Genomic DNA, 21,353 nt, shown 5'->3' on the forward strand with positions numbered 1-21,353 from the left:
GGTCAGGAGGGTGTGACCGTCAGGGCTTGCGGCCTACTCCGACGTAGCCGATCGAGGTGTTCCGCTCGCCGAACAGGGGCGGATCGACAGGGCGCCAGTCCTTGGGGAACACCAGGCCGGGTTCGACCAGCTCGTAGCCGTCGAAGAAGCGGGTGATCTCCGCGTGCGTGCGCAGGCTCAGCGCCTCGGTGGCCCGGTTGTAGATCTCCAGAGCCTCCGGCGTGGTGTCGGGCTTGGCGTCGATCGCGTGACTGAGAACGAGGTGGCTGCCTGGCGCGCTCGCCTCGTAGAGCCGCTGGATGATCTGGTAGGCGCCCGCGCCGTCGGGGTTCTCGTCCGGGATGAAGTGCAGAATGGCCAGCAGCAGGAACGCCACGGGCCGGTCGAAGTCGACGTGCTCGCGCAGCTCGGCCAGCAGCGTCTCCGGGGCACGCGCGTCGGCCTGCACGATGGTGACGTTGTCGCCGTTCGCCAGGAGCGCCCGGCTGTGCGCGCACACGATGGGGTCGTAGTCCACGTAGACCACGTGGGTGTCGGGCGCGACCGCGTGCGCGATCTCGTGGGTGTTGCCCCGCGTGGGCAGCCCGGAGCCCAGATCCACGATCTGCCGGATGCCCGACTCGACCAGATGGCGTACGGCACGTGCGAGGAACGCCCGGTTCTCCCTCGCGGAGTCGCGGGTCTCGGGGAAGAGCTTCAGAATCTGCTCGGCTGCGGCCCGGTCGGCGGCGAAATTGTCCTTGCCGTCCAGGTAGTAGTCGTACATCCGGGCGACATTGGGCACGTTCGGGTCGACCCCGGCCGGCGTAGCCTGATCATCCACGCTTGCTCCCGATTTTTTGGCATCCGTCTGGAATTGATCTTAGAGAGTCTGCCGAACGTTAGCAGCAGGATGAGGTCATCGAGTGGGGCTTCGGCGGCGGACGTCGCCGGGGCCGGCGAACAGCCCAAACGGCCTGCCCTCCCGGTCGGGTCTAATCCCTCCGGTGATGTGTCGATCATCCTCGCGAGTGACGTCACGGCCCTGTCTCTGTTGCCACGATCTGGTCTGTGGCAACGGAGGCAGCTCTACGGGCGGGTTGGTGGCGGGTCGTCGGGAGGGGGGTGCTGTTCCTCGCGGCGATGGCCGCCTCCTGGTGGCTCATCGGCATCATCGTCGCCCTCGGCTCAGGATGGTCGTTTCTGGGCGTGTTGCTCGGCCTCGCCCTGGTCGGCTGTGCCCTGGTGGTGCTGGTCGGGATCTCCGAGGACGTTCCCTGGGCGGTCTGGGGGACATTTCCGTTCCTCGCCGTACTGCTGTTGACCGGCATGTTCCTACCGGGCGACTACTACCTGAGCACCTTCGGCGAACCGGTGACCACGACCGTGGCGGAGCGGACATGGGTCGAGGGCCGGAAGTCGAAAGACGACCACTATCGGTATGTCCTGAGAGGTCCGGATGGTCGACTTCTTGAGGAGGTGATCAAGAACTACAGGGACGAGCCGCCACTGGAGATCGGGGCGCCGGTCGAGATGCTGGTGGATCCCCGGGGTGTGTTCGAGGCCAGAGAGCCGTCGGAACTGGGATCGCTCACCGTCCTCTGGATCTCGGCGGCCTGGGTGGTGCTGATGACGATCGTGCTCAGCGTGATGGGTGAGCTGCGACGCCGGACCATGCTTCCCAAGGGTTCAGGCGCTTCGAAAGCCGATGACTCCGAAAGGCTCCCGACAAAGCGCGGTTCCGGGAACTCCGCCGAGTCCGACAGACCCAAACGAGCGAACAGCTCCAGAAGATCCAACAAGCGAAGAGGCCAGAGCTCCCATTCGTAGCCGCGAGGAGCAGGAAGGCGAGGGGACGATCGCGGAGGCAGACGTGATCGGGCCGTGCCATGGCGATCTTCTGGCCCTTCTCTCGACGCCGGACACGTTCACCGAGGACAGATAACCGCACCTTTTCCGCGTGGGGCCTTGGCGGCGGCCGTCGCGGGGCCGGTGAACAGCCCAAACGGCCTGCCCTCCCGACCGGTCAAGCAAAGCGGCCCCGCCCCATCGGGGGCGGGGCCGCTTCGGGTCAGGGGCAGGAGGTCAGCAGGATTTCCACCCGTTGTAGCGCGGAGCCGGGCCGACGACCGAAACGTAGCGGTATCTCGAGACAGTGCTGGAGCCGGTGCTCCCGTACGGGATGGTGATGCACGGGCCGTCATCTGCGTTTGCGATGTTGAGCTTTTTCCTGTCGGCACCCGTTCCGCCGCCACAGTTGTACCAGGTGCCGTAGACGGTGACGGGGTCGTACGTGCCGATACTCCCGCCGGTGCCGCTGTCGCTGCTACGACCGGCACAGGGGTTCGGCTCGGCGTTCGCGGTGGGGGCGCTCAGACCGAGCGACAACACGGCACCCGCGCTGGCGATTGCGATGGTGCGAGTGATCCTGATTGTTGCACGCAAGAATTTCTCCCCGCTCTTTGGTCCAACTTTTCTGGCTATCCAGTGGATTTCCGTTCCGCCCGTCGGATTTAACAATGCCCAATGGGCGCCTCCGAACCTTGACCGGGCTTTTCCGGGCCCGGAACGCCTGCTCCCCGCCGCAGGCTTCCCCGGTCAACGTTCGGTGAGGGGCCACTGGCTGCACAGCCCGACATGGCTCATTCAAGATCGGAGGTTGAGATCTTGGCTACCTATAAGGTTCCAGGGGTCCCTGGGTTCCTGGCCGAAAATTCAACGGATAGTGTGTCGTGAACGCCGAAGGGGGCTGTGATGTAGGAAAAGCTCTTTTAGGCGGTGCTGTGTGAGAGATGGAGGATTCGGCCCTCCAGTGTCGCCCTGCGTGGGGGAGGCATTGAATTGAGTACCGATCTTTCATCCCGACTCCTACTGACCATGAAATCTCGGCGTGACGGTGTGCACGGGGCCGATTCCAGTGCGTTGTTCGCGCAGGTGTGGACCTGAAGGTATGAGATACGCGGACAGCAGCGGGGGCTTGTCCGCCCGAGCTCGGTCGCAGCGTGAGGAGCTGCGGTTTCGGGCGGCGGACCGGGTGCTCAACGTCGTCACGGCGTGGCCAGGGGGATGATCCTGCGGTATTTGCCGCCGGGTGACTGCTGCGGTGGCTCCTCGGCGCGTTCGATCGTGACCTCACCGACCTTGTGCTCGGTGAGCAGGTGGGTGACCTTGTCGCGTACGGTCTGCCACACGCGGTCGGCGTCGGCGCCATCTACGGTCCGTAGGCGTACGCGCAGGACGGCGGGCGCGGTCTGGACGAGCTGGAACTGCTCGATGCCGGGAACGTCCAGTACGGCGCCGAAGGCCATGGGCGAGATACCGACGTGCTCGCCGCGATCGGTGGGGAAGGTGAGCAGGTCAGCGACGCGGCCCTGCACCCGGATGGCGGGGAGCGGGTTGCCGCACGGGCAGGGGTCGGGGCGGAGCAGGACGCTGTCGCCGAGGTCGTAGCGCAGGATCGGCTGGACCCGGTTGGCGAGGTTGCTGATCAGGACGGTGTGCGAGTGCTGACCTGGCGGGACAGGCCGGAAGTCGGCATCGACCGGCTCCAGGACAGCCCAGTCGCTGTTGACGTGGTACCAGCCGTGCGCGCAGCCGAAGCTGAGGAAGCCGCACTCGGTGGAGGCGTAGGCGGCGCGGACCTTGGCCTGGAACGCGGTGGCGATCCGCTCCCGGGCGTCCGGGGTCAACGTCTCACCGCCGGGGACGACGACCGCCGGGCGGATGCGCAGACGGCCCGCTTCCTGCTCCCCGGCCAGCAGCGTGAGCATGCCCACGAAGCCGGCAAGACTGGCGGGATCGTACCGGTTGAGCTCGTCGACCAACTCCGCCATCGGCTGTTTGATCGAGAAGACCCACATCATCCGGCCGAGCCACGGTCTGTCCAGGCGGAACCGGGCCGGCGTCGCGACAGTGGAGAAATGGCCGCCGGGTGCGGTGACTATGGCGGTACGGCCGGCGCGGGCGAGGGTCCGGATGACATCGCGGGCCGCCAGCCCGCCGCCGGCGCGCAACCCGACGGCGGTGCTCACCGCCAGGCTCCGCTCGTCCAGCACGAAAAGACCGCGCAGACCGCTGGTGCCGGAGGTGGTGACCACCAGGTACCCGCTCTGGAACCGCTCCCCTACAAGGCTCGGGTCGGCCACGAACGCCTCGACCCGCTCGAGCGTCACCTGGCGGTCGGTGACCCAGTCGTCGAAGCGGGCCATCAGCGTCTTCTTGTCGGTGACCGGAAGCAGTGCCGGGTCGTCGACCTGCTCTGGCAGGTCCCGATACAGCTCGCGGTAGTACGGCGAGTGAGCGCGGGCGTAGGCCACCATCTCGGCCAAACGAGCGCGCTGCCGCTGCGCGATCGCCGCGGGGCCTTCCCGCATGGCGCGTCGTGCGTCGCGGACGAGCTGTCGGACGCTTTCTTTTTCTTCCATGAAGGGCTGGTCCCTTCTCCTCATTGGTGAGCGGAATGTTGCCTTCCTCGGGCGCTGGGCAGACCATCGGGCCCGGCGACAAGTGCATTCCCTGGCCTGGGAGCGCGGGCGTTGATGGTGTTGAGCGCCCTCGTCATGGGCTTTCCGTGGGCGGCCGCACCGAAAGCAGGCCATGCATGGCGATGTCGAGGCCACGCCGGGTGGCCTCCCACAGCTCCTCCTGCGACCGGCCAAGCTGGACGCTCGCCAGGCCCGCCTGCTGGATGGCGCCTATCAAGGATCCGGTCATCGCCGCCGCGGTGATCGGATCCAGATCGTCGGGGAACGCCTTCAGCAGTTCGCCGGCGATACGCCGCTGCAGCTCCAGCAGCAGGTACAGCCCCTTCGCCTGAAGCGCCGGCGTGGTCAGGGCCAGCCGGGCCGCCGCCGACAGCTCCTCGGGCTCCCGCCGGGGAACCTTGGGCCAGCGGTGGGCTCTGTACTCCTGGATCATCCTCGCCAACACCTCGCCCGGGCTCTCGTCCGGCCGGCGTTCCGCGATCGCCCGGAACAGCACATCGAAGTCCCGCTCCGTGTCGACCCACAGCACCTCGTCCTTGCCGCGAAAGTAGTTGGAGAACGTCTTGGGATCGACGTCCGCCGCCGCGGCGATCTGCGCCACCGTGGTCTGCTCATACCCCTGCTCCTCGAACAGCCGGATAGCCGCCATGACGATCCGCTGTCGGGTCAGCCGCTTCTTCCGTTCGCGTCGCGACTCCTGCATGCCCCAAATATACGTCTACTAGAATTTTCCCGACAAGCGGAATAATTCATGAACTGTCACAGGGGTGCCAGGGGTGTCGGTGAAGGAAGCGGTTCGGGAGATGCGCCGATCATCGTCACAGTGGATGAGTCATCGGTCACGGCCGAGCGGTGTGCGCGCAGCTAAGTGGTCTGCGCTGGAAGCCTCTCGGAGGTTTGACGGTCGGCGTGTCAGTGGCCATGTAAAAAGTGGGCCAGACCCACACGCACCTGGCCATTGACAATCGTGCTCAGCGTGATGGGTGAGCTGTGACGCCGGACCATGCTCCCCAAGGGGACAGGTGCTTCGAAAGCCGATGACGCCGATGACTCGGAGAGGCCCCCGACAAAGCGCGGTTCCGGGAACCCCGCCGGGCACGGCAGCCCCAAACGAGCGAACGGCTCCAAAAGATCCAAGAAGCGAAGAGGCTAGGGCTCCCACTGCGGCGGCATGGTCCTCGTTTCCCGGCGCCACGCCCACTGGCTGGGGAAACTCATGCACCACCTCCGTGGGCACAACCCGTCTCAACGGCTGGTAACGCGTAATGGCGATGAGTTCGCCAGAGGCGCCGAAGCTCGAAACCCGGCTCTGTTGTCGACGTGGCCGACGGCGTGCGGCACCGTGACCAGGCCATCGACGAACGCGGTGATCTTGTGGTGGGAAGCGGTAGTTTTCATATGAAAAGTGCCTCGTGGACTGGTGTGGACAGGGCCTTCGACAAGCCCTGTCCTGCCAGGTCGTAGGAACTTTTCCGGGGTAGACGATCAAGCCCGGCGAAATTCACCGCGAAAGCCCGAAGCCGATGGAGGCATCTCATGACCGCCGGGTCCGAGAACAAGCAGAACAAGTCCTCCCGCAAGGGTGGCGTGCGCGAGAGCCTGTTCCTGTTGGTTTGCGGCGTCGTGGTGGCGGTGCTGCTGCAGCTTTTCGTCTTCCGGCTGTTCTGGATCCCGTCGGAGTCCATGGAGAACACCCTGCGCGAGGGCGACGGCGTGGTCGTCAACAAGCTGCACGGTGCGACCGAGCGTGGTGACCTGGTGGTCTTCAAGGGCTGGAACGGCGAGGACACCATCAAGCGGGTCATCGCGATCGGCAGCGACACCGTCAAGTGCTGCGACGCCAAGAAGAGGATCACCGTGAACGGGGTCCCGCTCGACGAGAAGGACTACCTCCACCCCGACGACTTCCCCTCGGGTGAGGAGTTCGAGAAGGTCGTTCCCGAGGGCCGCCTGTGGGTCATGGGCGACCACCGCTCTGCCTCCCAGGACTCCCGCAGCCACGAGGAGCAGGAAGGCGAGGGAACGATCACGGAGGCCGACGTGATCGGCCGCGCCATGGCGATCTTCTGGCCCTTCTCCCGGGCGGCCGTCCTCTCGACGCCGGACACGTTCACCCAGGCGTTCACCGAAGACAGATAACCGCGTCTTCTCAGCTTGACTCGTTTCAGCCGGCCGCCGCCGGTTTCTTAGATGGGTGCGAGCCCAGCAGTTGTACGACGCCCGAGAGAAAACCGTCCAGCAGATAGCCGATCTCTTCGGTGTTTCGCGCAGTACGGTCTACGGGCACCTCCACCGGGATAAGGCTGTGCCCAGCCAGCCGAGGAAGATCGCTGTCTTGTAGTCCTGGGATTCACTGCGGGACAGAGATAGGAGAGCCGACTGAAACAATGCGGCAGCCATGCCGCCAACGTCACCATCGGTGCGCCTGATCAGGGGAGGAAACACCTCCGGAGGTGCCGGACACCTACTGAGGTGTTCTGGCATCTTTTGGTTAGGAGACACTGTGCAGGATCCACGCGTGCCCCCCGGCGCGCGCGATCGTTTTGAGGCGCTCTACCTCGCCTGCTATCCCGCCGTCCATCGCTACGCGCTGCGCCGTACCGACTCGGTCGACGATGTCGCCGATGTGATCGCCGAAACCTTCCTCACCGCGTGGCGGCGGCTGGATGACGTTCCCGCGGGGGACGCCACCGTGCTGTGGCTCTACGGCACGGCGCGGCGCGTCCTGGCCAACCACCGACGCGGAGAGCTGCGCCGCACCGCACTGGCCTTGCGGCTCCGTGACGAACTGGCCGCCGGCCAGGAGGCGGCGCCCACCGATTCGCAGGCCCACGCCGTCCGTGCCGCCTTCGCCACCCTGGCCCCCGCCGACCGGGAGGTGCTCGCGCTGGCCTGTTGGGAGGAACTGACCGGACCGCAGATCGCCACGGTGCTGGGCTGTAGCAGCACCGCCGCCCGGCTACGCCTGTATCGGGCCCGAAAGCGCCTGGCCCGGCTGCTCGACATGACAGACGAGGCTCCTGTGATGACCGCATTGAGAGGAGAGACCCGATGAGCAAGATCGACCGTATGGTGTCCGCCATCGATCCGGCCGCCGGATCTGCCGATCCCGCAGTGAGCCAGGGAGTCTATGACCTGCTTGAGGAGATCGTGGCGACGGAGCCGCAGAGCGGTCGTTCCCGGCTGCGGCGACGCCTGCTGGTGGGCGCCGCCGCAGCGGGGATCGCGGCGGCGGCGCTGGTCACCGTACCGCTGGCCACAGGAGCGGAGAACCCGGCCTACGCGGTGACAAAGCAGCAGGACGGGTCGATCGAAGTCAAGATCAACGAATTCCGTGACCCGGAACTACTGGAGCGGGATCTAGCCGCGCTCGGTGTGAAGGCCGAGGTCTCTTATGTCCCTCCCGGCAAGGGATGCTGGAGAACACCTTTCACCAGTCCAGACCCGGAGTTCACCGTGGAGGAGTTGAGGAGCAAGGATCCGAAGGTACAGGCCGAGATACGCCGGAAAATGGATAACTCGCCCTCAGCGAAGGCGTTCGAGCTTGAGCTAGGAGCCAAGATCCGCATCTTCCCTGACCGCATCAAGGAGGGGCAGACAGCGGTCATGGAGGTCATGGAGAACTCTGCTCAGACATCGGGCCCGCAGAAGCCAGGGGTGCTCTGGTCGTTCTCCTTCCGACTGGCAAACGGACCGTTCGGTGAGTGCGTGCTCGTGGACACCCGAGGGTGGAACGACATCGGTGACCCCAAAAAGAATCCCGAAGCGTTCCCGCCTCCGGGCAGCTGATCCGTCAATCCGTTCCTGAGAAAGAACAGAGCGCCAAGGAACGGCTTTGAAGGATGGCTGCCAAACGTGTGAGGGCCTGGCATGCGTTCCGGTTCTTAAGCGTCCGCCGCGCGCCGGGAACACCGCCCTCACCTCGGCAGGGTGATTGCGAAAGGCGCAGGTCACTGTCGGCGGGATGGCAAGACTGATGACACGCTCGCTACGCCAGTCCAGCACCGCTGCCCCGTGATGAACAACCTCACGAGGCAGCATCGCATCGATAACGGGCGTACCGCGCTGTCCGACGCCGATATCACCCCGGCGTCCACCGACCGCAGCGCCATGCGACCGGTCGAAGACTTCTGGATCTTCGACCGGTCGCAGGTGAACGTGGAACTCGTCTCGGCGTGGCTGACCGTCACCCAGTCAGGGGAGATCGAGATGTACGCGCGGGTGTTCGCCGAACTCGCTGGACTGGCCGTGTACGGCGGCCCGGCTCGGAGCCTGATCACGGCAGCGATCGACGCACTCGGCTGAGCCGGCGCGGGACCTCCCCTGACCGGAAGGGCTGCTTCTATCGGTCGAATCCGTGGTTCTTCACGCTGCCAATGAACGCTCGCCACTCAGCAGGACTGAAGTTCAAGGCTGGGCCGTTGGGATTCTTGCCGTCTCGTACGGCTTGGCCACCGCCGGGTAGTACTCCAGCTGCAGAATGTGAGGTTGGGTGCGTTCGTACGCACCTGAATCTGTAGGGACGGGCATACAGGTGTGACAGCGGCGGCCATCTCACGTCCTGCCGACTACATTCCAGACCTCTACCCGTCTACCCTCGCCAGCTCAGCGGATATCCCGAGGTGCAGCTGGAGTATTAATCTCAAAATAGTTAATGTGATCTACATTACAGTTTAAAGCGATGTGTCCCCGTCAGCTGTGTTTATGCCGGAACGCTGTTGAGTATTCCCGCTCCTGCCAAGATCGCCTCTGTCTCCATTTATGCCGGCATCGGTTACTCGGCTATACAAGGGGTGATCTTCTTTATGTGGAGCTTACGGCGGACAACGGGGCTTACGCGTCTTTACGCCGAGGGGACCTAACGCGGCAGGATTGGTGATGCATGACGCTTTCACGTGCGCGGGTTCGGGCGACTGGTGTGATGGGCCGCAGCAGCTTTTGTCTGGATTCAAAAGGGTCGGGACGCTGGTCGTCCCGGACGGCATTGGTGGTGTTGGTCGCGCTGATCCCGAGTTTCGTTCAGCTGGCTATTCAGCCTGCCGCGGCGGACCCCGTTCGGACGCGTTTGGACATTCCTCCGTCGCCGTCCTCCGGCTCCTCCAGCAGTGTCCCGGTTCAACTCTCGGGGACCGCCGGAAACCTTCCTCACCTGGTCGGTTCCGAGGTCACGCAGTCCGATGCGGCGACCGATGGCCTCGCCTCCGATAAGGGGAAGCGCCCAAAGGACGCGTTGCCGCTGGAGAAGGGCCATGAGGTTTCAGAAAAGCCGGCAAAGGATGGGCTTGAAACTCCGCCGCCACTGCCTTGGGCGACTGACGCACCGGATGCAGCCGAAACCCCCGATGCCCCACATGGGTCGAGAGTCGCCCGAGCACAGAGCCTCGGCCTGAAGAGGTTGTCTCCGGCGAAGACAGAGAAGACCTCCGCTGTCAGGGAACGCCAGTCGGCCTCAACGACAGCCGCAGCGATAAGAACTCGGAATGCGAAGTCTGCGGTGATGGCATCTGAGCCCGTCGTGTCGAATGTCGGGTCGTCGGGGCAGTTGGCGTCGGGGTTGTGGACCTATTCGTCGACGACGCCGAACTTCAGTGCGTTCGTGGAGGATGCCGGCAACCGGTATCTGGGGTTGGGGGTCGAGGTCGAGCATGATCCGTCGGCGGCGGGTCAGGGCAGCGGATCGATCTGGGTGGGGCAGTCTGCGCAGAGTTACGGTCAGGGTGAGGCGCTGGCTTATGCGCCGTCGGTGCCGTCGGGGAAGTTGCAGGACGGCTGGCTGGTTCGGTGGCGGGTGCGTGGCCTGGCTTCGAACTACTCGAACTTCTCGGGAACCTTGGTGCCGGGTCCGTGGTCGGAGTGGCAGGCCGGGAAGGTCGATACGTCGAAGCCGATCGTGTCGAATGTCGGGTCGTCGGGGCAGTTGGCGTCGGGGTTGTGGACCTATTCGTCGCTGACGCCGAATTTCAGCGCGGTCGTGGAGGATGCTGGCAACCGGTATCTGGGGTTGGGGGTCGAGGTCGAGCATGATCCGTCGGCGGCGGGTCAGGGCAGCGGATCGATCTGGGTGGGGCAGTCTGCGCAGAGTTACGGTCAGGGTGAGGCGCTGGCTTATGCGCCGTCGGTGCCGTCGGGGAAGTTGCAGGACGGCTGGCTGGTTCGGTGGCGGGTGCGTGGCCTGGCTTCGAACTACTCGAACTTCTCGGGAACCTTGGTGCCGGGTCCGTGGTCGGAGTGGCAGGTCGGGAAGGTCGATACGTCGAAGCCGATCGTGTCGAATGTCGGGTCGTCGGGGCAGTTGGCGTCGGGGTTGTGGACCTATTCGTCGCTGACGCCGAATTTCAGCGCGGTCGTGGAGGATGCCGATAACCGGTATCTGGGGTTGGGGGTTGAGGTTGAGCATGATCCGTCGGCGGCGGGTCAGGGTAGCGGGCCGATCTGGACCGGACGATCCGCTCAAAGTTACGGCCAGGGTGAGGCGATAGCCTACGCACCGTCGGTGCCGTCGGGGAAGTTGCAGGACGGCTGGCTGGTCCGGTGGCGGGTACGTGGCCTGGCCGCCAACATTTCGAACTTCTCTGGTCCGCTCGTCGCCGGTCCGTGGTCGGAGTGGCAGGTCGGGAGGATCGATACGTCGAAGCCGATCGTGTCGAATGTCGGGTCGTCGGGGCAGTTGGCGTCGGGGTTGTGGACCTATTCGTCGCTGACGCCGAATTTCAGTGCGTTCGTGGAGGATGCCGGCAACCGGTATCTGGGGTTGGGGGTTGAGGTTGAGCATGATCCGTCGGCGGCGGGTCAGGGTAGCGGGCCGATCTGGGTGGGGCAGTCTGCGCAGAGTTACGGTCAGGGTGAGGCGCTGGCTTATGCGCCGTCGGTGCCGTCGGGGAAACTGCAGGACGGCTGGCTGATCCGATGGCGGGTACGTGGTCTGGCCGCCAACATTTCGAACTTCTCGGGAACTTTGGTACTGGGTCCGTGGTCGGAGTGGCAGGTCGGGAGGATCGATACGTCGAAGCCGATCGTGTCGAATGTCGGGTCGTCGGGGCAGTTGGCGTCGGGGTTGTGGACCTATTCGTCGACGACGCCGAACTTCAGTGCGTTCGTGGAGGATGCCGGCAACCGGTATCTGGGGTTGGGGGTCGAGGTCGAGCATGATCCGTCGGCGGCGGGTCAGGGCAGCGGATCGATCTGGGCGGGACAGTCTACGCAGAGTTATGGCCAGGGTGAGGCGACGGCTTATGCGCCGTCGGTGCCGTCGGGGAAACTGCAGGACGGCTGGCTGATCCGATGGCGGGTACGTGGTCTGGCCGCCAACATTTCGAACTTCTCGGGAACCTTGGTGCCGGGTCCGTGGTCGGAATGGCAGACCGGGAAGATCGAAGTTAACAAGCCCGCTGGAAGTGGGCTGGGCGTATTACCCGCTACACAGGGGGCGGGACTATGGACCCTGTCGTCCTTGATGCCGCAGTTCTATATGAAGGTGACTTCGGCGAATGGGGCGGCCTCTTACCTCGGTGCGGAGGTTGAACATGATCCGTCGGCGGCGAGTCAGGGCAGTGGGCTGATCTGGGCGGGCAAGGGCTCGACCTCGTACGCATCCGGCTCGAACGCCTGGCTTCAAGTTCCGGCCGGGAAGCTCACGGACGGCTGGTCGGTGCGCTGGCGGGTCCAGGGTGTGACCACCTCCGGGGTTAAGGGGGCCTGGTCGGAATGGCAGTCGGCGAAGGTGGACCTGAAGAAGCCGTCAGTGGCCGCACTGGGGATGACGCCTGCCACTGCCGGCTCGGGGTTGTGGATGCCGTCGTCGGTGACGCCGTGGGTCTATGCCAAGGTGACGGACCCGGAGAACCGGGCGTCGTACCTGGGCGTCGAGGTGGAGCACGACCCGTCGGCGACAGGCCAGGGCTCGGGGCGGATCTTCGCGGGAACGGGCACGACGTCGTACAGCACCGGCTCGAACGCCTGGTTGCAGATCCCGCTGGCCAAGCTCAGCGACGGCTGGCTGGTGCGGTGGCGCGTGCAGGGTGTGACCACCTCCGGGGTGAAGGGGCCGTGGTCGGAGTGGCAGTCGGCGAAGGTGGACCTGAAGAAGCCGTCAGTGGAAGACCTGGGTATGGACCCGGCCGTCCGAGGAACGGCGTCATGGACGGCGGCCACGCTGACGCCCTGGTTGTACGCCAAGGTCACGGATCCGGAAAACCGTCCCTCCTACCTGGGCATCGAGGTCGAGCACGACCCGTCCTCGACAGGCCAGGGCACTGGACAGATCTACGCGGGCAAGGCGACGACGTCCTACCCATCGGGCTCCAAGGCCTGGATGGCGATCCCGCCAGACAAGCTGAAGGACGGCTGGCTGATCCGCTGGCGGACGCGTGCCGTGACCACCTCGGGCGTCAACGGCTCATGGTCGGATTGGCAGTTCGCCAAGGTAAGCGCGCTGCCGTTCGAGACGTTCGCACCGGCGAACAACACACAGGTCGGTACGTTGACGCCGACCCTGTCGGCGCACGCCCGGCCGTTGAACGAGGCGCCTGTCACCTACTGGTTCCAGGTATGCGCCGGCACGCAGCCGAATTGGACTTGGTGCGAGAGTTCTCCGGACTGGGTGAAGTCCGGCACCTGGACGGTTCCCGAGAAGAAGCTGAAGTGGGGGGAAACCTACTGGTGGTATGCGAAGGCGGCGACGAGCACCACCACCGTGACGTCCTCCTGGCGGACCTTCACGCCAACGCCTGAGCAGGGCGTCCTCAGCTCGTCGCTGGCTTCGGGCACTGACGGGCGCGAGTTCAACCATTTGTCAGGGAACTACACGCGTACGGAGACCGACCTGACCGTCACCGTGGCGGGACCACCGCTGACGGTCGTACGGACTTACAACAGCCTGGATCCGCGCACCAACGGCGCGTTCGGTTCCGGCTGGTCGACCCGCTGGGATATGCGTATTGAGTCCGAGCCACAGACATCGACCCTGCTGGTGACCTACCCCGCTGGCGAGCAGTTGCGGTTTGCCGCCAAGGGGGATGGCACCTACGCCTCTCCCCCGGGCACCTACGCCACCCTCGTCGCCCTGTCCGAGGGCGGCTGGCGGCTGATGGACAAGTCCGCCACCTCTTACTGGTTCGATACGACCGGTCGCCTCACCAAGATCACCGATAACCGGAACCGTAACCAGGAGCTGACCTACGGCAGTGACGGCAAGCTGGCCAAGGCGACCGGGACCGGTGGCAGATCGCTGACATTCGCCTGGACGGGCGCTCATGTGACCAGCGTGTCCACCGACCCCGTCAATGGCGCCCCGCTCACCTGGAGCTACACCTACGACGGAGACAAGCTCGTAAAAGTATGTCCGCCGAACGCGGACACAGCATGCGCCACCTATACCTATGGTGATGCCTCCCGCTACCGCAGCACTGTTCTGGACTCTGGACCGGCCGGCTACTGGCGGCTGAACGAGACGGCAACCGCCACCGGCACGAAAATCGTGAATTCGGCCGGGTGGAACATCACCTCCGAGGAGGCCAAGCTCACCGGGTCCGCGGCCGATGTCGCCTCCGGTGTCCCAGGCCCCCTCACCGGCTCACCGGACACCGCGATGCGGTTCAAGGGCACCGCGACCTCGACCTACGTCTCCCTGCCCCAGGCGACCATCAGCGGTCAGGGCGGCAACCTGGCTGTGGAGGCGTGGTTCAAGACCACCGGCTCGGGCACAGTGATCGGCTACCAGAACTCGGCCAGCAATACTCCGTCGGCCTTCACCCCCGGCGTGTACGTCGGCACGGACGGCAAGCTCCGCGGCCAGTTCTACACCGGCACGTCCACGCCGATCACCTCGGCCGCCCCGGTCAACGACGGAACCTGGCACCACGTGGTGCTATCGGGCGCCGAAGACACCCAGACGCTCTTCCTGGACGGTCAGATCGTCGGCACGCTGGCCGGGAAGATCACCCATGTCGGCCAGTGGGAGACGCGGATCGGCGCAGGCTTCGGCTCGGCCGCCTGGCCCACCACGACCGGTTCCACTGCGGCCTTCCCGTTCGCGGGCGACATCGACGAGGTCGCCGTGTACGGCAAGCCGCTCGGCGTACATCTGGTGAAGGCACACTACGCGGCCCGGTCACCGCAGCCGCAGTTGACCAAGGCCGTCGCACCGTCGGGCCGGACGGACGCGGAGAACGTCTACGCAGCCGACGGCGGCCGTCTGACCACACACACCGATGCCAACGGTGGCGCGTGGAAGCTGTCCGCCCCGGCGTACAGCAAGGAAACCACCATCCTTACCTTCGCCACGACCACGGTGACCGACCCGCACGGCGGGACGTTGACGTACGTGGACGACGCCCTCCGTGGGAACCGGCCGATCTCCCGGACCGACCAGCTCGACAAGAGCACCAAGTACACCTATGACATCGGCGGATTCCCCGCCAAGGTGTTCGACCCCAACGGCAACATCGTCGAGGCATCGTTCAATGCCCGCGGCAACCTGCTGGCCAAGAAGACGTGCCGGACGGCCGACAGCTGCTCCAGCGAGTACTTCACGTATTACCTAAACGTGGACGACCCCTTCGATCCGCGTAACGACCTGAAGACCAGTCACCGTGACGCGCGCTCGGCCTCCGCGGTGGACGAGACGTACATGACCGTCTGGGCCTACAACGCGTTCGGCGAGGAGATCAAGCAGACCACGCCGCCCACCGCCGACTTCCCGCAGGGCCGTTCGATGGCGAAGGTGTTCACCGACGGCACCGAGCCCGCGGTCGGTGGTGGTCTCACCCCGGCGGGCCTGGTGAGGTCCGCCAAGGATTTTAAGGGCAACGAGACCACTTACGCCTTCACTGCCGCCGGTGACCTGGCGACCGAGACCAGCCCCACGGGCCTGGTCAAGAAGTACGAGCACGACGCGCTCGGCCGACTGGTCACGCAGACCGAGATATCAAGAGCGTTCCCCGACGGCGTCAAGACGACGATCACCTATGACGGGCTGGGCAAGGTCACCTCCCGCACGGGCACCGGCGTCAAGAACGACGTCACCGGGGTGACGCACACCTCGCAGTGGACCGGCACCTACGACGCAGACGGCCTGCCGCTGACCGAGTCGGTGGCCGACCTGACCGGCGGCGACGCCAAGCGCACCACCACCTACACCTACGACGCCTACGGCCGGGTGGAGACCATCACAGGTCCGGAAGGCGGCGTGCAGCGGTTCGGGTACGACCACAAGGGCCAGAAGACCAGCTTCACCGACGAGCGCGGCACGACGTACCACTACGGCTACACCGCCCGCGGCGAGCCGGCCACGACCACGCTCAAAGGCTGGACCGGCAGCCCGGTCAGCCCGCAGCCGGCCGCGGACGTGGTCATGACGTCGTCCGCCTATGACCCGGCCGGGCGATTGGCCTCGCAGACGGATGCGATGGGGCGTACCACTGCTTACACCTACTACGCCGACAACCTGCCCTTCGAGCGGAGCGCCAAGGGTGCCAACCTGAACGGCGCGGCCACGGCCCGGGACGTGGTGCTGGACTCGATGGTGTACGACGCGGCGGGCAACCTCACCCGCCAGACCACCAACGGCGGAATCCTGAAGGTGGAGGCCGCCTATGATGCGGCCGGTCGCCTCACCTCCCAGACCACGGATCCGGGCAAGCTGAACGCGGTCACCACCGCCGACTATGACGCCAACAACAACGTGATCAAGGTCAGCCAGACCGCGGCGGGCACCGACCGTACCGAGATCACCGAGTACGCCTACGACGCAGGCAACCAGCCCGTTCGCAAGACCACGCACAACGGTGGGGAGGATCTGGTCACCACGCTCAGCGTGGATGATCGCGGCCTGGTCACGGCCATGACCGATGCGCGGGGAAACGCCTCCGGCGCCGATCCGGCCGCTTTCACCACCAGCATGACCTATAACGCGGCGGGCCTGCCCACGCAGATCCAGCTGCCCTCGGTCAAGGTGGAACGCGAGGGAGCGGCGCCGGTCAGCCAGCGCCCCACCACCAAGCTGGGTTACAACACCTTCGGCGAGCAGACGCAGCAGGTCGACGCCGAGGGCCGGACCGTGACGATGGCCCTGGACAGGGCCGGCCGGGTCATCGAGCAGACCTTCCCCGTCTATACGCCGCCCGGCGGGCAGCCGATCACTCCCAAGGCCACCGGCGGCTACGACGCCGCGGGGCAGTTGGTCAGCGCCACCGACCAGCGGGGGCAGACCACCACCGCGGTGTACGACGCGCTCGGGCGTAAGGTCCAGGCCACCGAGCCCAAGGTCGGCACGGCCGCGGCCGGGGTCTGGACCTACGGCTACGACCTGCTTGGTGAGGCCCTGTGGACGACCGACCCCACAGGGGCCCGGTCGGAATCCACCTACGACGACCTCGGCCGTCAGATCACCCTGACCACCATCGAACGCAAGCCCGCCCAGGCCGCCTATGTCACCAAACTCGAATACGACGACGCGGGCCGGCTCGTCAAGAGCATCCGGCCGACCGGGGACGTGACCAGTCGTACCTACGACGCGACCGGGGCGCTCACCGGGCAGACCGACGCATTGGGCAACACCACGGCGTTCGGCTATGACCTGGCCGGTCGTCCCGTCAAGACGACCAATCCGCTGGGTGTCTCCAGCACGGCGAGCTACGACCTGGCCGGACGGAAGATCCAGATCCAGGAACTGGACGCCGCCGGCGCTGTCCTGCGCACCAAGAGGGTCGGCTACGACGCGGTCGGCAACCCGATCAGCCAGACCTCGGCGGAGGGCCACACCAGCACCCGGGTGTTCGACGCCGCGAACAGGCTGATCGAACTCCAGGAATCGGTGTCGGCCGCCGAGAAGATCACCAGTACGTTCGGTTACGACGCCGTCGGCGCTCAGACCAGGGCCACCAACGGCCGTGGCCACTCCACCGTCACCAGCTACAACAGCCTCGGCCTGGTCGAATCGCTCATCGAACCGGCCACTGCCGCCCACCCCAACCCAGCCGACCGCACCTGGAGCATCGGCTACGACGCGGGTGGCAATCCAGTCACCAGCCTCGCTCCCGGTGGCGTCCAGGTACAGCGCACCTTCGACGAGCTGAACCGGCTCATCAAGCAGACCGGCAGCGGCGCCGAGATCGCCACCGAGGACAAGACGTTCGGCTACGACCTGGCCGGACGACTGGTCGCCGCGAACGACCTGAGCTTCACCCTGAACGACCGCGGCCTGCTGCTGAAGACAGCCGGCGCGGGCGGCGACATCAACGCCTACGCCTACGACGCCAACAACCGGCTCGCCCAGCGCGTCGACATCACCGGCACATCCACCTTCACCTGGGATGACGCCGACCGGCTGACCCAGTCGGTCGACCCGGTCAGTGCCACCACGATCGACTACGCCTACGACAAGGCCGCCCGCCTGACCAGCATGGCCTACGGCGCGGGCGGAGCCCGCCGCAGCTACACTTACGACCCGCTGAACCGCCTGACCAAGGACCAGCTCACCACATCGTCGAACAGCCCGATCGCCTCGATTGAGTACGGCTACGATCTCGACGACAACCTGACCTCCAAGACCACCTCCGGCACGGCGGGCGCCGGAACCAACACCTACACCTACGACTGGTCCAACCGACTGACCTCCTGGACCGCCCCCGGCGGAGCCAAGACCGACTACGAATGGGACGCCGCGGGCAACCGCATCCGAGCGGGCGACAAGACCTTCACCTACGACGAACGCAACCGGCTCACCTCAGGTGACGGCCATACCTACACCTACACTGCACGCGGCACGCTGAGTGAGGACTCCAGCGGCATGGTCAGCATCACCAGATTCGACGCCTTCGACCGCCTCATCAATGACGGCACCGTCACCTACGACTACGACGCCCTCGACCGTGTCGAGACCCGGACCCAGAGTGAGCAGACCACCCGCCTCACCTACGACGGCCTGACCAACAACCTGATAGCCGTCACCGACGCCAACAATGTCAAGAAGGCGTCCTTCGGCCGGGACGCCCTCGGTCGCACCCTCGGCATCAGTGACGGCGCCGGCGCCCAGCTGGCCTTCTCCGACCTGCGCGGAGACCTGATCGGCGCCTTCACCGCCAACGGCACCGCCTTGGCGGACTCCACGGCCTACGATCCGTTCGGCGAAGTGATCACCCGTACCGGCAATGCCCACACGCTCGGCTACCAGGGCGGCTACACCGACCCGAGCTCGGGCAAGATCAACATGGCCGCACGCTGGTACCAGCCCGCCACCGGCAGCTTCGTCTCACGCGACACCCTCACGCAGAGCCCTGACCCGTCGATTCAGCTCAACCGCTACGCCTACGCCAACGACAACCCCCTCACCAACATCGACCCGGACGGGCACAAGGCCAAGTCGAAGAATCCCAAGACATCGAACCCGGTCGACACATACGGCGAATGCAAGCAGCAGAAGAAGAAGAGCAAGACGTGCGGGGAGATCATCGCCGACCACGGACGGTGCAAGGACTACGGAAAGTCCAACTGCACGGAGGCCGAAAGGGAGTACACGAACTGCAGAAAGGAGAACAACAAGAATTCCTGTTCGGGGGCCAAAGATGTCTACGGCGACTGCCGCGCGGATAGCAAGAGCCATATGGGCTTACCGTCCGCAGGCGGCAGCAAGGCTGCATGCCGGGATGCGGCAGCGGCTTACGGTGAATGCCTCCCCAAGGCCGGCCGGGCCGACAGGAAACTATGCCGCGATGTATCTGACAACTACATAGAGTGCAGATCGCAGGGCACCCGAAGAGCCGACTGCAACGCGGATGCGGAGAGCTACCAGCGGTGCCGCCAGGACAACACCCAAGGCTATGGCAAAGGAATGTGCGACCAAGGATCGCAGCTGTACCGCGACTGCTTGCGCAACCGCAGGGCCAATCAGGACATGTGCTCGACGGTCAGCGACGACTACGTGGAATGCCGGAAGTCTCCGGCGCCCGGCGGCCGGCAGCTCTTGGGTCACGCCACCTGCAGGCCGTACGCCGAGGCGTATGTCACATGCCGGAACACGTCGTTCAAGGGCGGGAAGCACAGCGCCGATTTCTGTAACGGCGTTCAGGACGGCACGCTCGGGTGCCTCAAGGTGAAGAGCATGAAGGACTGCTCGGTCGTCGATGACTGGTACATGAAGTGCGCACAGAAGAACGGCGAGTCGGGATGTGTCGGCGACACCGGCCACAGCGGAAGCGATTGCCCGCCGGCGAAGACCGTGGCCGATGCGGCGGATTGGACCTGCGAATATTATCTCAACAACCAGGACGCCAATCTGCTGAAGTCAATTCTGGAGCGCAGCGCCTGGGGGGCGGGTATATGTACGATGTTCATCGCAGTGACCCATTTGGTGGGAGTCGGATGTGCGCTGATCGGCGGGTTCACGGGGGCCTTTATGATGGCTGTCGATGCGGCGAATAAGGGGCATGGAGTCGTCATGACATACAGAATTACGAATGGACACGAGAGTTTCATGGTAAGTAGCCAGCAACCCGGTAAGGGGTAAAGCGTCCATGAGAAAGGTGTGGCTGGCGATCTCGGTGGTGGGCTTCGTTCTCATGACTGGCGCGCTGATCTACTCGGAGACGACTCCGCCTGGGGCAGACCGGCTGGTCAGCTCGCCGCTGATCCTGACGGGATTCGTGCTCACGGCCGTCGGATCGATCGCCGGCTGGCTCAGCGCGCGCAACAAAGGCGATCGAGAGCCTTGATGACCCATGCGGCGACAGGCGCCCGCACCGCGCTGGCCACCGCTTCCGGATGAGCGTCCTCGCCCCGGGAATTACCTGGGCGGGGTGTGTGTTATCTGTACTCGGATATACTGAGCCGATCGTAAGTTTTGGGACTATCGGCGCTACGGGCTGATGTAGGACAGGTGCGAGTCGGCGAAGAAGGCACCGACGATGTCGGGGCGCTTTTGCAGCCGGCGCATGCTGCGGTGCATGGCCGCGGCCAGCTCGTGCTCATCGGCCACCGCCTCGCGGGCCACCCGGGCCTTGATGTTTTGATTGACCCACTCATCGGGGTTGAGATCCGGCGCGTAGCCGGGCAGGAAGAACAGGCGCAACCGGCCACCGGTACGCGCGACAAAATCACGGACCGCCCGGGCGGTGTGAATCGAGGAGCCGTCGACGATCAGGAAGATCAGCCCGGTGACGGTCCGCAACAGGTGCGCGCAAAACCCGATGAACGCCCACCGGTCCATCGAGCCGCACCCCAGCCGGTAGCGCAGAGTGCCGTCCGCCCCGACCGCCGAGAACATCTTCACCGACCGGCGCTCCGCACCGGCGTGCACCAGCGGAGTCTGTCCGATCAGTCCCCAGGTGGTGCTGCAGCGGTGATCGACGCGCATGCTCATCTCGTCGGCGAACATCACCAGCGCCCCTTCTCGCGGGCCCGGCGACAGATCCACGGGAAGACCACGCCCGTCCACCGGGCGATGGCCGCCGGATCACGCCGCAGCGCCCGGCAGGCCGGGCGCTGCGGCGACAGGCCCAGACCACGCAGCAGCCGACCGGCCGCCGCCACCGACACCCCGATGCCGAACCAGGCCGCGATCACCATCGTCACCAGCGCCCTGGTCCACAAGACCACGGCGCTGCCCAGTACCTGACGGGGGGTGACATCACGCACCACCGCCTTGACGGTCTGCTCCTACCCGGGCGTCAGCCGCCGCGGCCGGCCCGGCGCCTTCTTGATCCGCAGCGCCTCGACACCGCCCGCCCCCGCCTGGCGTTTCCACCGGAACACCGACTCTCGGCCCACTCCCAGCGCGTCGGCCACCCGATCCGGTGACATGCCCCGCTCCAGCAACCGGAGGGCGAAGACCTTCTCCTCGAACGTCGCTCTGCGACCTTTTCTGGCCATACTCCCAGCATGCGCCCGCCCGAACTC

16 protein-coding genes are annotated in these 21,353 nt (G+C 65.6%); 8 read left to right on the forward strand and 8 right to left on the reverse strand.

Features of this window, described 5'->3' with window-relative positions:
• Positions 1 to 19: 19 nt before the first annotated feature.
• Positions 20 to 823, reverse strand: coding sequence for an SAM-dependent methyltransferase (locus ABT061_RS24580; RefSeq protein WP_350921896.1), 804 nt, complete (start codon positions 821 to 823; stop codon positions 20 to 22).
• Between the two features lie 227 nt (positions 824 to 1,050).
• Between ABT061_RS24580 and ABT061_RS24585 the strand changes: the two genes are divergently transcribed.
• Positions 1,051 to 1,809 carry a hypothetical protein gene (locus ABT061_RS24585; protein ID WP_350921899.1) on the forward strand — a complete coding sequence of 253 codons (759 nt, stop codon included), beginning with the start codon at positions 1,051 to 1,053 and terminating at the stop codon, positions 1,807 to 1,809.
• 255 nt (positions 1,810 to 2,064) lie between these two features.
• Here the strand turns inward: ABT061_RS24585 and ABT061_RS24590 are convergent, their stop codons facing one another.
• The 3 genes from ABT061_RS24590 to ABT061_RS24600 form a co-directional block, all read right to left on the reverse strand.
• Positions 2,065 to 2,424 (reverse strand): hypothetical protein, encoded by a 360-nt coding sequence (locus tag ABT061_RS24590; RefSeq protein WP_350921901.1) that lies wholly within the window; start codon positions 2,422 to 2,424, stop codon positions 2,065 to 2,067.
• A gap of 602 nt (positions 2,425 to 3,026) precedes the next feature.
• Positions 3,027 to 4,403 (reverse strand): hypothetical protein, encoded by a 1,377-nt coding sequence (locus ABT061_RS24595; protein WP_350921904.1) that lies wholly within the window; start codon positions 4,401 to 4,403, stop codon positions 3,027 to 3,029.
• Positions 4,404 to 4,536: 133 nt separating this feature from the next.
• Positions 4,537 to 5,166 carry a TetR/AcrR family transcriptional regulator gene (locus ABT061_RS24600; RefSeq protein WP_350921906.1) on the reverse strand — a complete coding sequence of 210 codons (630 nt, stop codon included), beginning with the start codon at positions 5,164 to 5,166 and terminating at the stop codon, positions 4,537 to 4,539.
• Between the two features lie 833 nt (positions 5,167 to 5,999).
• Here ABT061_RS24600 and lepB point away from each other — a divergent pair.
• The 5 genes from lepB to ABT061_RS24625 all read left to right on the forward strand — a co-directional run bounded on the left by lepB (position 6,000) and on the right by ABT061_RS24625 (position 8,768).
• Complete coding sequence (gene lepB / locus ABT061_RS24605; protein ID WP_350921908.1) at positions 6,000 to 6,602, forward strand: signal peptidase I; 603 nt, start codon at positions 6,000 to 6,002, stop codon at positions 6,600 to 6,602.
• A gap of 55 nt (positions 6,603 to 6,657) precedes the next feature.
• Complete coding sequence (locus ABT061_RS24610; protein ID WP_350921911.1) at positions 6,658 to 6,804, forward strand: helix-turn-helix domain-containing protein; 147 nt, start codon at positions 6,658 to 6,660, stop codon at positions 6,802 to 6,804.
• Positions 6,805 to 6,966: 162 nt separating this feature from the next.
• The gene (locus ABT061_RS24615) at positions 6,967 to 7,518 is read left to right on the forward strand and encodes an RNA polymerase sigma factor (RefSeq protein WP_350921913.1); all 552 of its coding nucleotides are present in this window, start codon (positions 6,967 to 6,969) and stop codon (positions 7,516 to 7,518) included.
• Positions 7,515 to 8,252 (forward strand): hypothetical protein, encoded by a 738-nt coding sequence (locus tag ABT061_RS24620; protein ID WP_350921916.1) that lies wholly within the window; start codon positions 7,515 to 7,517, stop codon positions 8,250 to 8,252. Before ABT061_RS24615 ends, ABT061_RS24620 begins: the two co-directional genes overlap by 4 nt.
• A 228-nt stretch (positions 8,253 to 8,480) precedes the next feature.
• A complete protein-coding gene (locus tag ABT061_RS24625) occupies positions 8,481 to 8,768 on the forward strand; it encodes a hypothetical protein (protein WP_350921918.1) in 288 nt (95 codons plus the stop codon).
• A gap of 37 nt (positions 8,769 to 8,805) precedes the next feature.
• Here the strand turns inward: ABT061_RS24625 and ABT061_RS24630 are convergent, their stop codons facing one another.
• On the reverse strand, positions 8,806 to 9,021 hold the full coding sequence (locus ABT061_RS24630) for a DUF397 domain-containing protein (RefSeq protein WP_350921920.1): 216 nt from the start codon (positions 9,019 to 9,021) through the stop codon (positions 8,806 to 8,808).
• A 939-nt stretch (positions 9,022 to 9,960) separates the two neighbouring features.
• Between ABT061_RS24630 and ABT061_RS24635 the strand changes: the two genes are divergently transcribed.
• Both ABT061_RS24635 and ABT061_RS24640 read left to right on the forward strand, forming a co-directional pair.
• Positions 9,961 to 19,965 (forward strand): RHS repeat-associated core domain-containing protein, encoded by a 10,005-nt coding sequence (locus ABT061_RS24635; protein ID WP_350921922.1) that lies wholly within the window; start codon positions 9,961 to 9,963, stop codon positions 19,963 to 19,965.
• A gap of 7 nt (positions 19,966 to 19,972) precedes the next feature.
• Positions 19,973 to 20,170, forward strand: coding sequence for a hypothetical protein (locus tag ABT061_RS24640; RefSeq protein WP_350921925.1), 198 nt, complete (start codon positions 19,973 to 19,975; stop codon positions 20,168 to 20,170).
• 143 nt (positions 20,171 to 20,313) lie between these two features.
• Here the strand turns inward: ABT061_RS24640 and ABT061_RS24645 are convergent, their stop codons facing one another.
• From ABT061_RS24645 to ABT061_RS24655, 3 genes are read right to left on the reverse strand one after another with little or no spacing between them, the layout of a single operon-like run.
• Positions 20,314 to 20,832 carry a transposase gene (locus ABT061_RS24645; protein WP_350921927.1) on the reverse strand — a complete coding sequence of 173 codons (519 nt, stop codon included), beginning with the start codon at positions 20,830 to 20,832 and terminating at the stop codon, positions 20,314 to 20,316.
• Complete coding sequence (locus tag ABT061_RS24650; protein ID WP_350921929.1) at positions 20,832 to 21,095, reverse strand: helix-turn-helix domain-containing protein; 264 nt, start codon at positions 21,093 to 21,095, stop codon at positions 20,832 to 20,834. The genes ABT061_RS24645 and ABT061_RS24650 overlap by 1 nt, the downstream gene beginning before the upstream one ends.
• Positions 21,096 to 21,113: 18 nt before the next feature.
• Complete coding sequence (locus tag ABT061_RS24655) at positions 21,114 to 21,326, reverse strand: helix-turn-helix domain-containing protein (protein WP_350921932.1); 213 nt, start codon at positions 21,324 to 21,326, stop codon at positions 21,114 to 21,116.
• Positions 21,327 to 21,353 lie beyond the last annotated feature (27 nt).

The organism is Streptosporangium sp. NPDC002544, from assembly GCF_040295965.1.
GTDB lineage: Bacteria > Actinomycetota > Actinomycetes > Streptosporangiales > Streptosporangiaceae > Streptosporangium.

Bases quoted from the DNA above. Each gene is read 5' to 3' on its own strand.
- ABT061_RS24595 (WP_350921904.1), bottom strand. From the start codon at position 4,403: ATGGAAGAAAAAGAAAGCGTCCGACAGCTCGTCCGCGACGCACGACGC.
- ABT061_RS24600 (WP_350921906.1), bottom strand. From the start codon at position 5,166: ATGCAGGAGTCGCGACGCGAACGGAAGAAGCGGCTGACCCGACAGCGG.
- lepB (WP_350921908.1), top strand. From the start codon at position 6,000: ATGACCGCCGGGTCCGAGAACAAGCAGAACAAGTCCTCCCGCAAGGGT.
- ABT061_RS24620 (WP_350921916.1), top strand. From the start codon at position 7,515: ATGAGCAAGATCGACCGTATGGTGTCCGCCATCGATCCGGCCGCCGGA.
- ABT061_RS24625 (WP_350921918.1), top strand. From the start codon at position 8,481: ATGAACAACCTCACGAGGCAGCATCGCATCGATAACGGGCGTACCGCG.
- ABT061_RS24635 (WP_350921922.1), top strand. From the start codon at position 9,961: ATGGCATCTGAGCCCGTCGTGTCGAATGTCGGGTCGTCGGGGCAGTTG.
- ABT061_RS24640 (WP_350921925.1), top strand. From the start codon at position 19,973: ATGAGAAAGGTGTGGCTGGCGATCTCGGTGGTGGGCTTCGTTCTCATG.
- ABT061_RS24645 (WP_350921927.1), bottom strand. From the start codon at position 20,832: ATGTTCGCCGACGAGATGAGCATGCGCGTCGATCACCGCTGCAGCACC.
- ABT061_RS24655 (WP_350921932.1), bottom strand. From the start codon at position 21,326: ATGGCCAGAAAAGGTCGCAGAGCGACGTTCGAGGAGAAGGTCTTCGCC.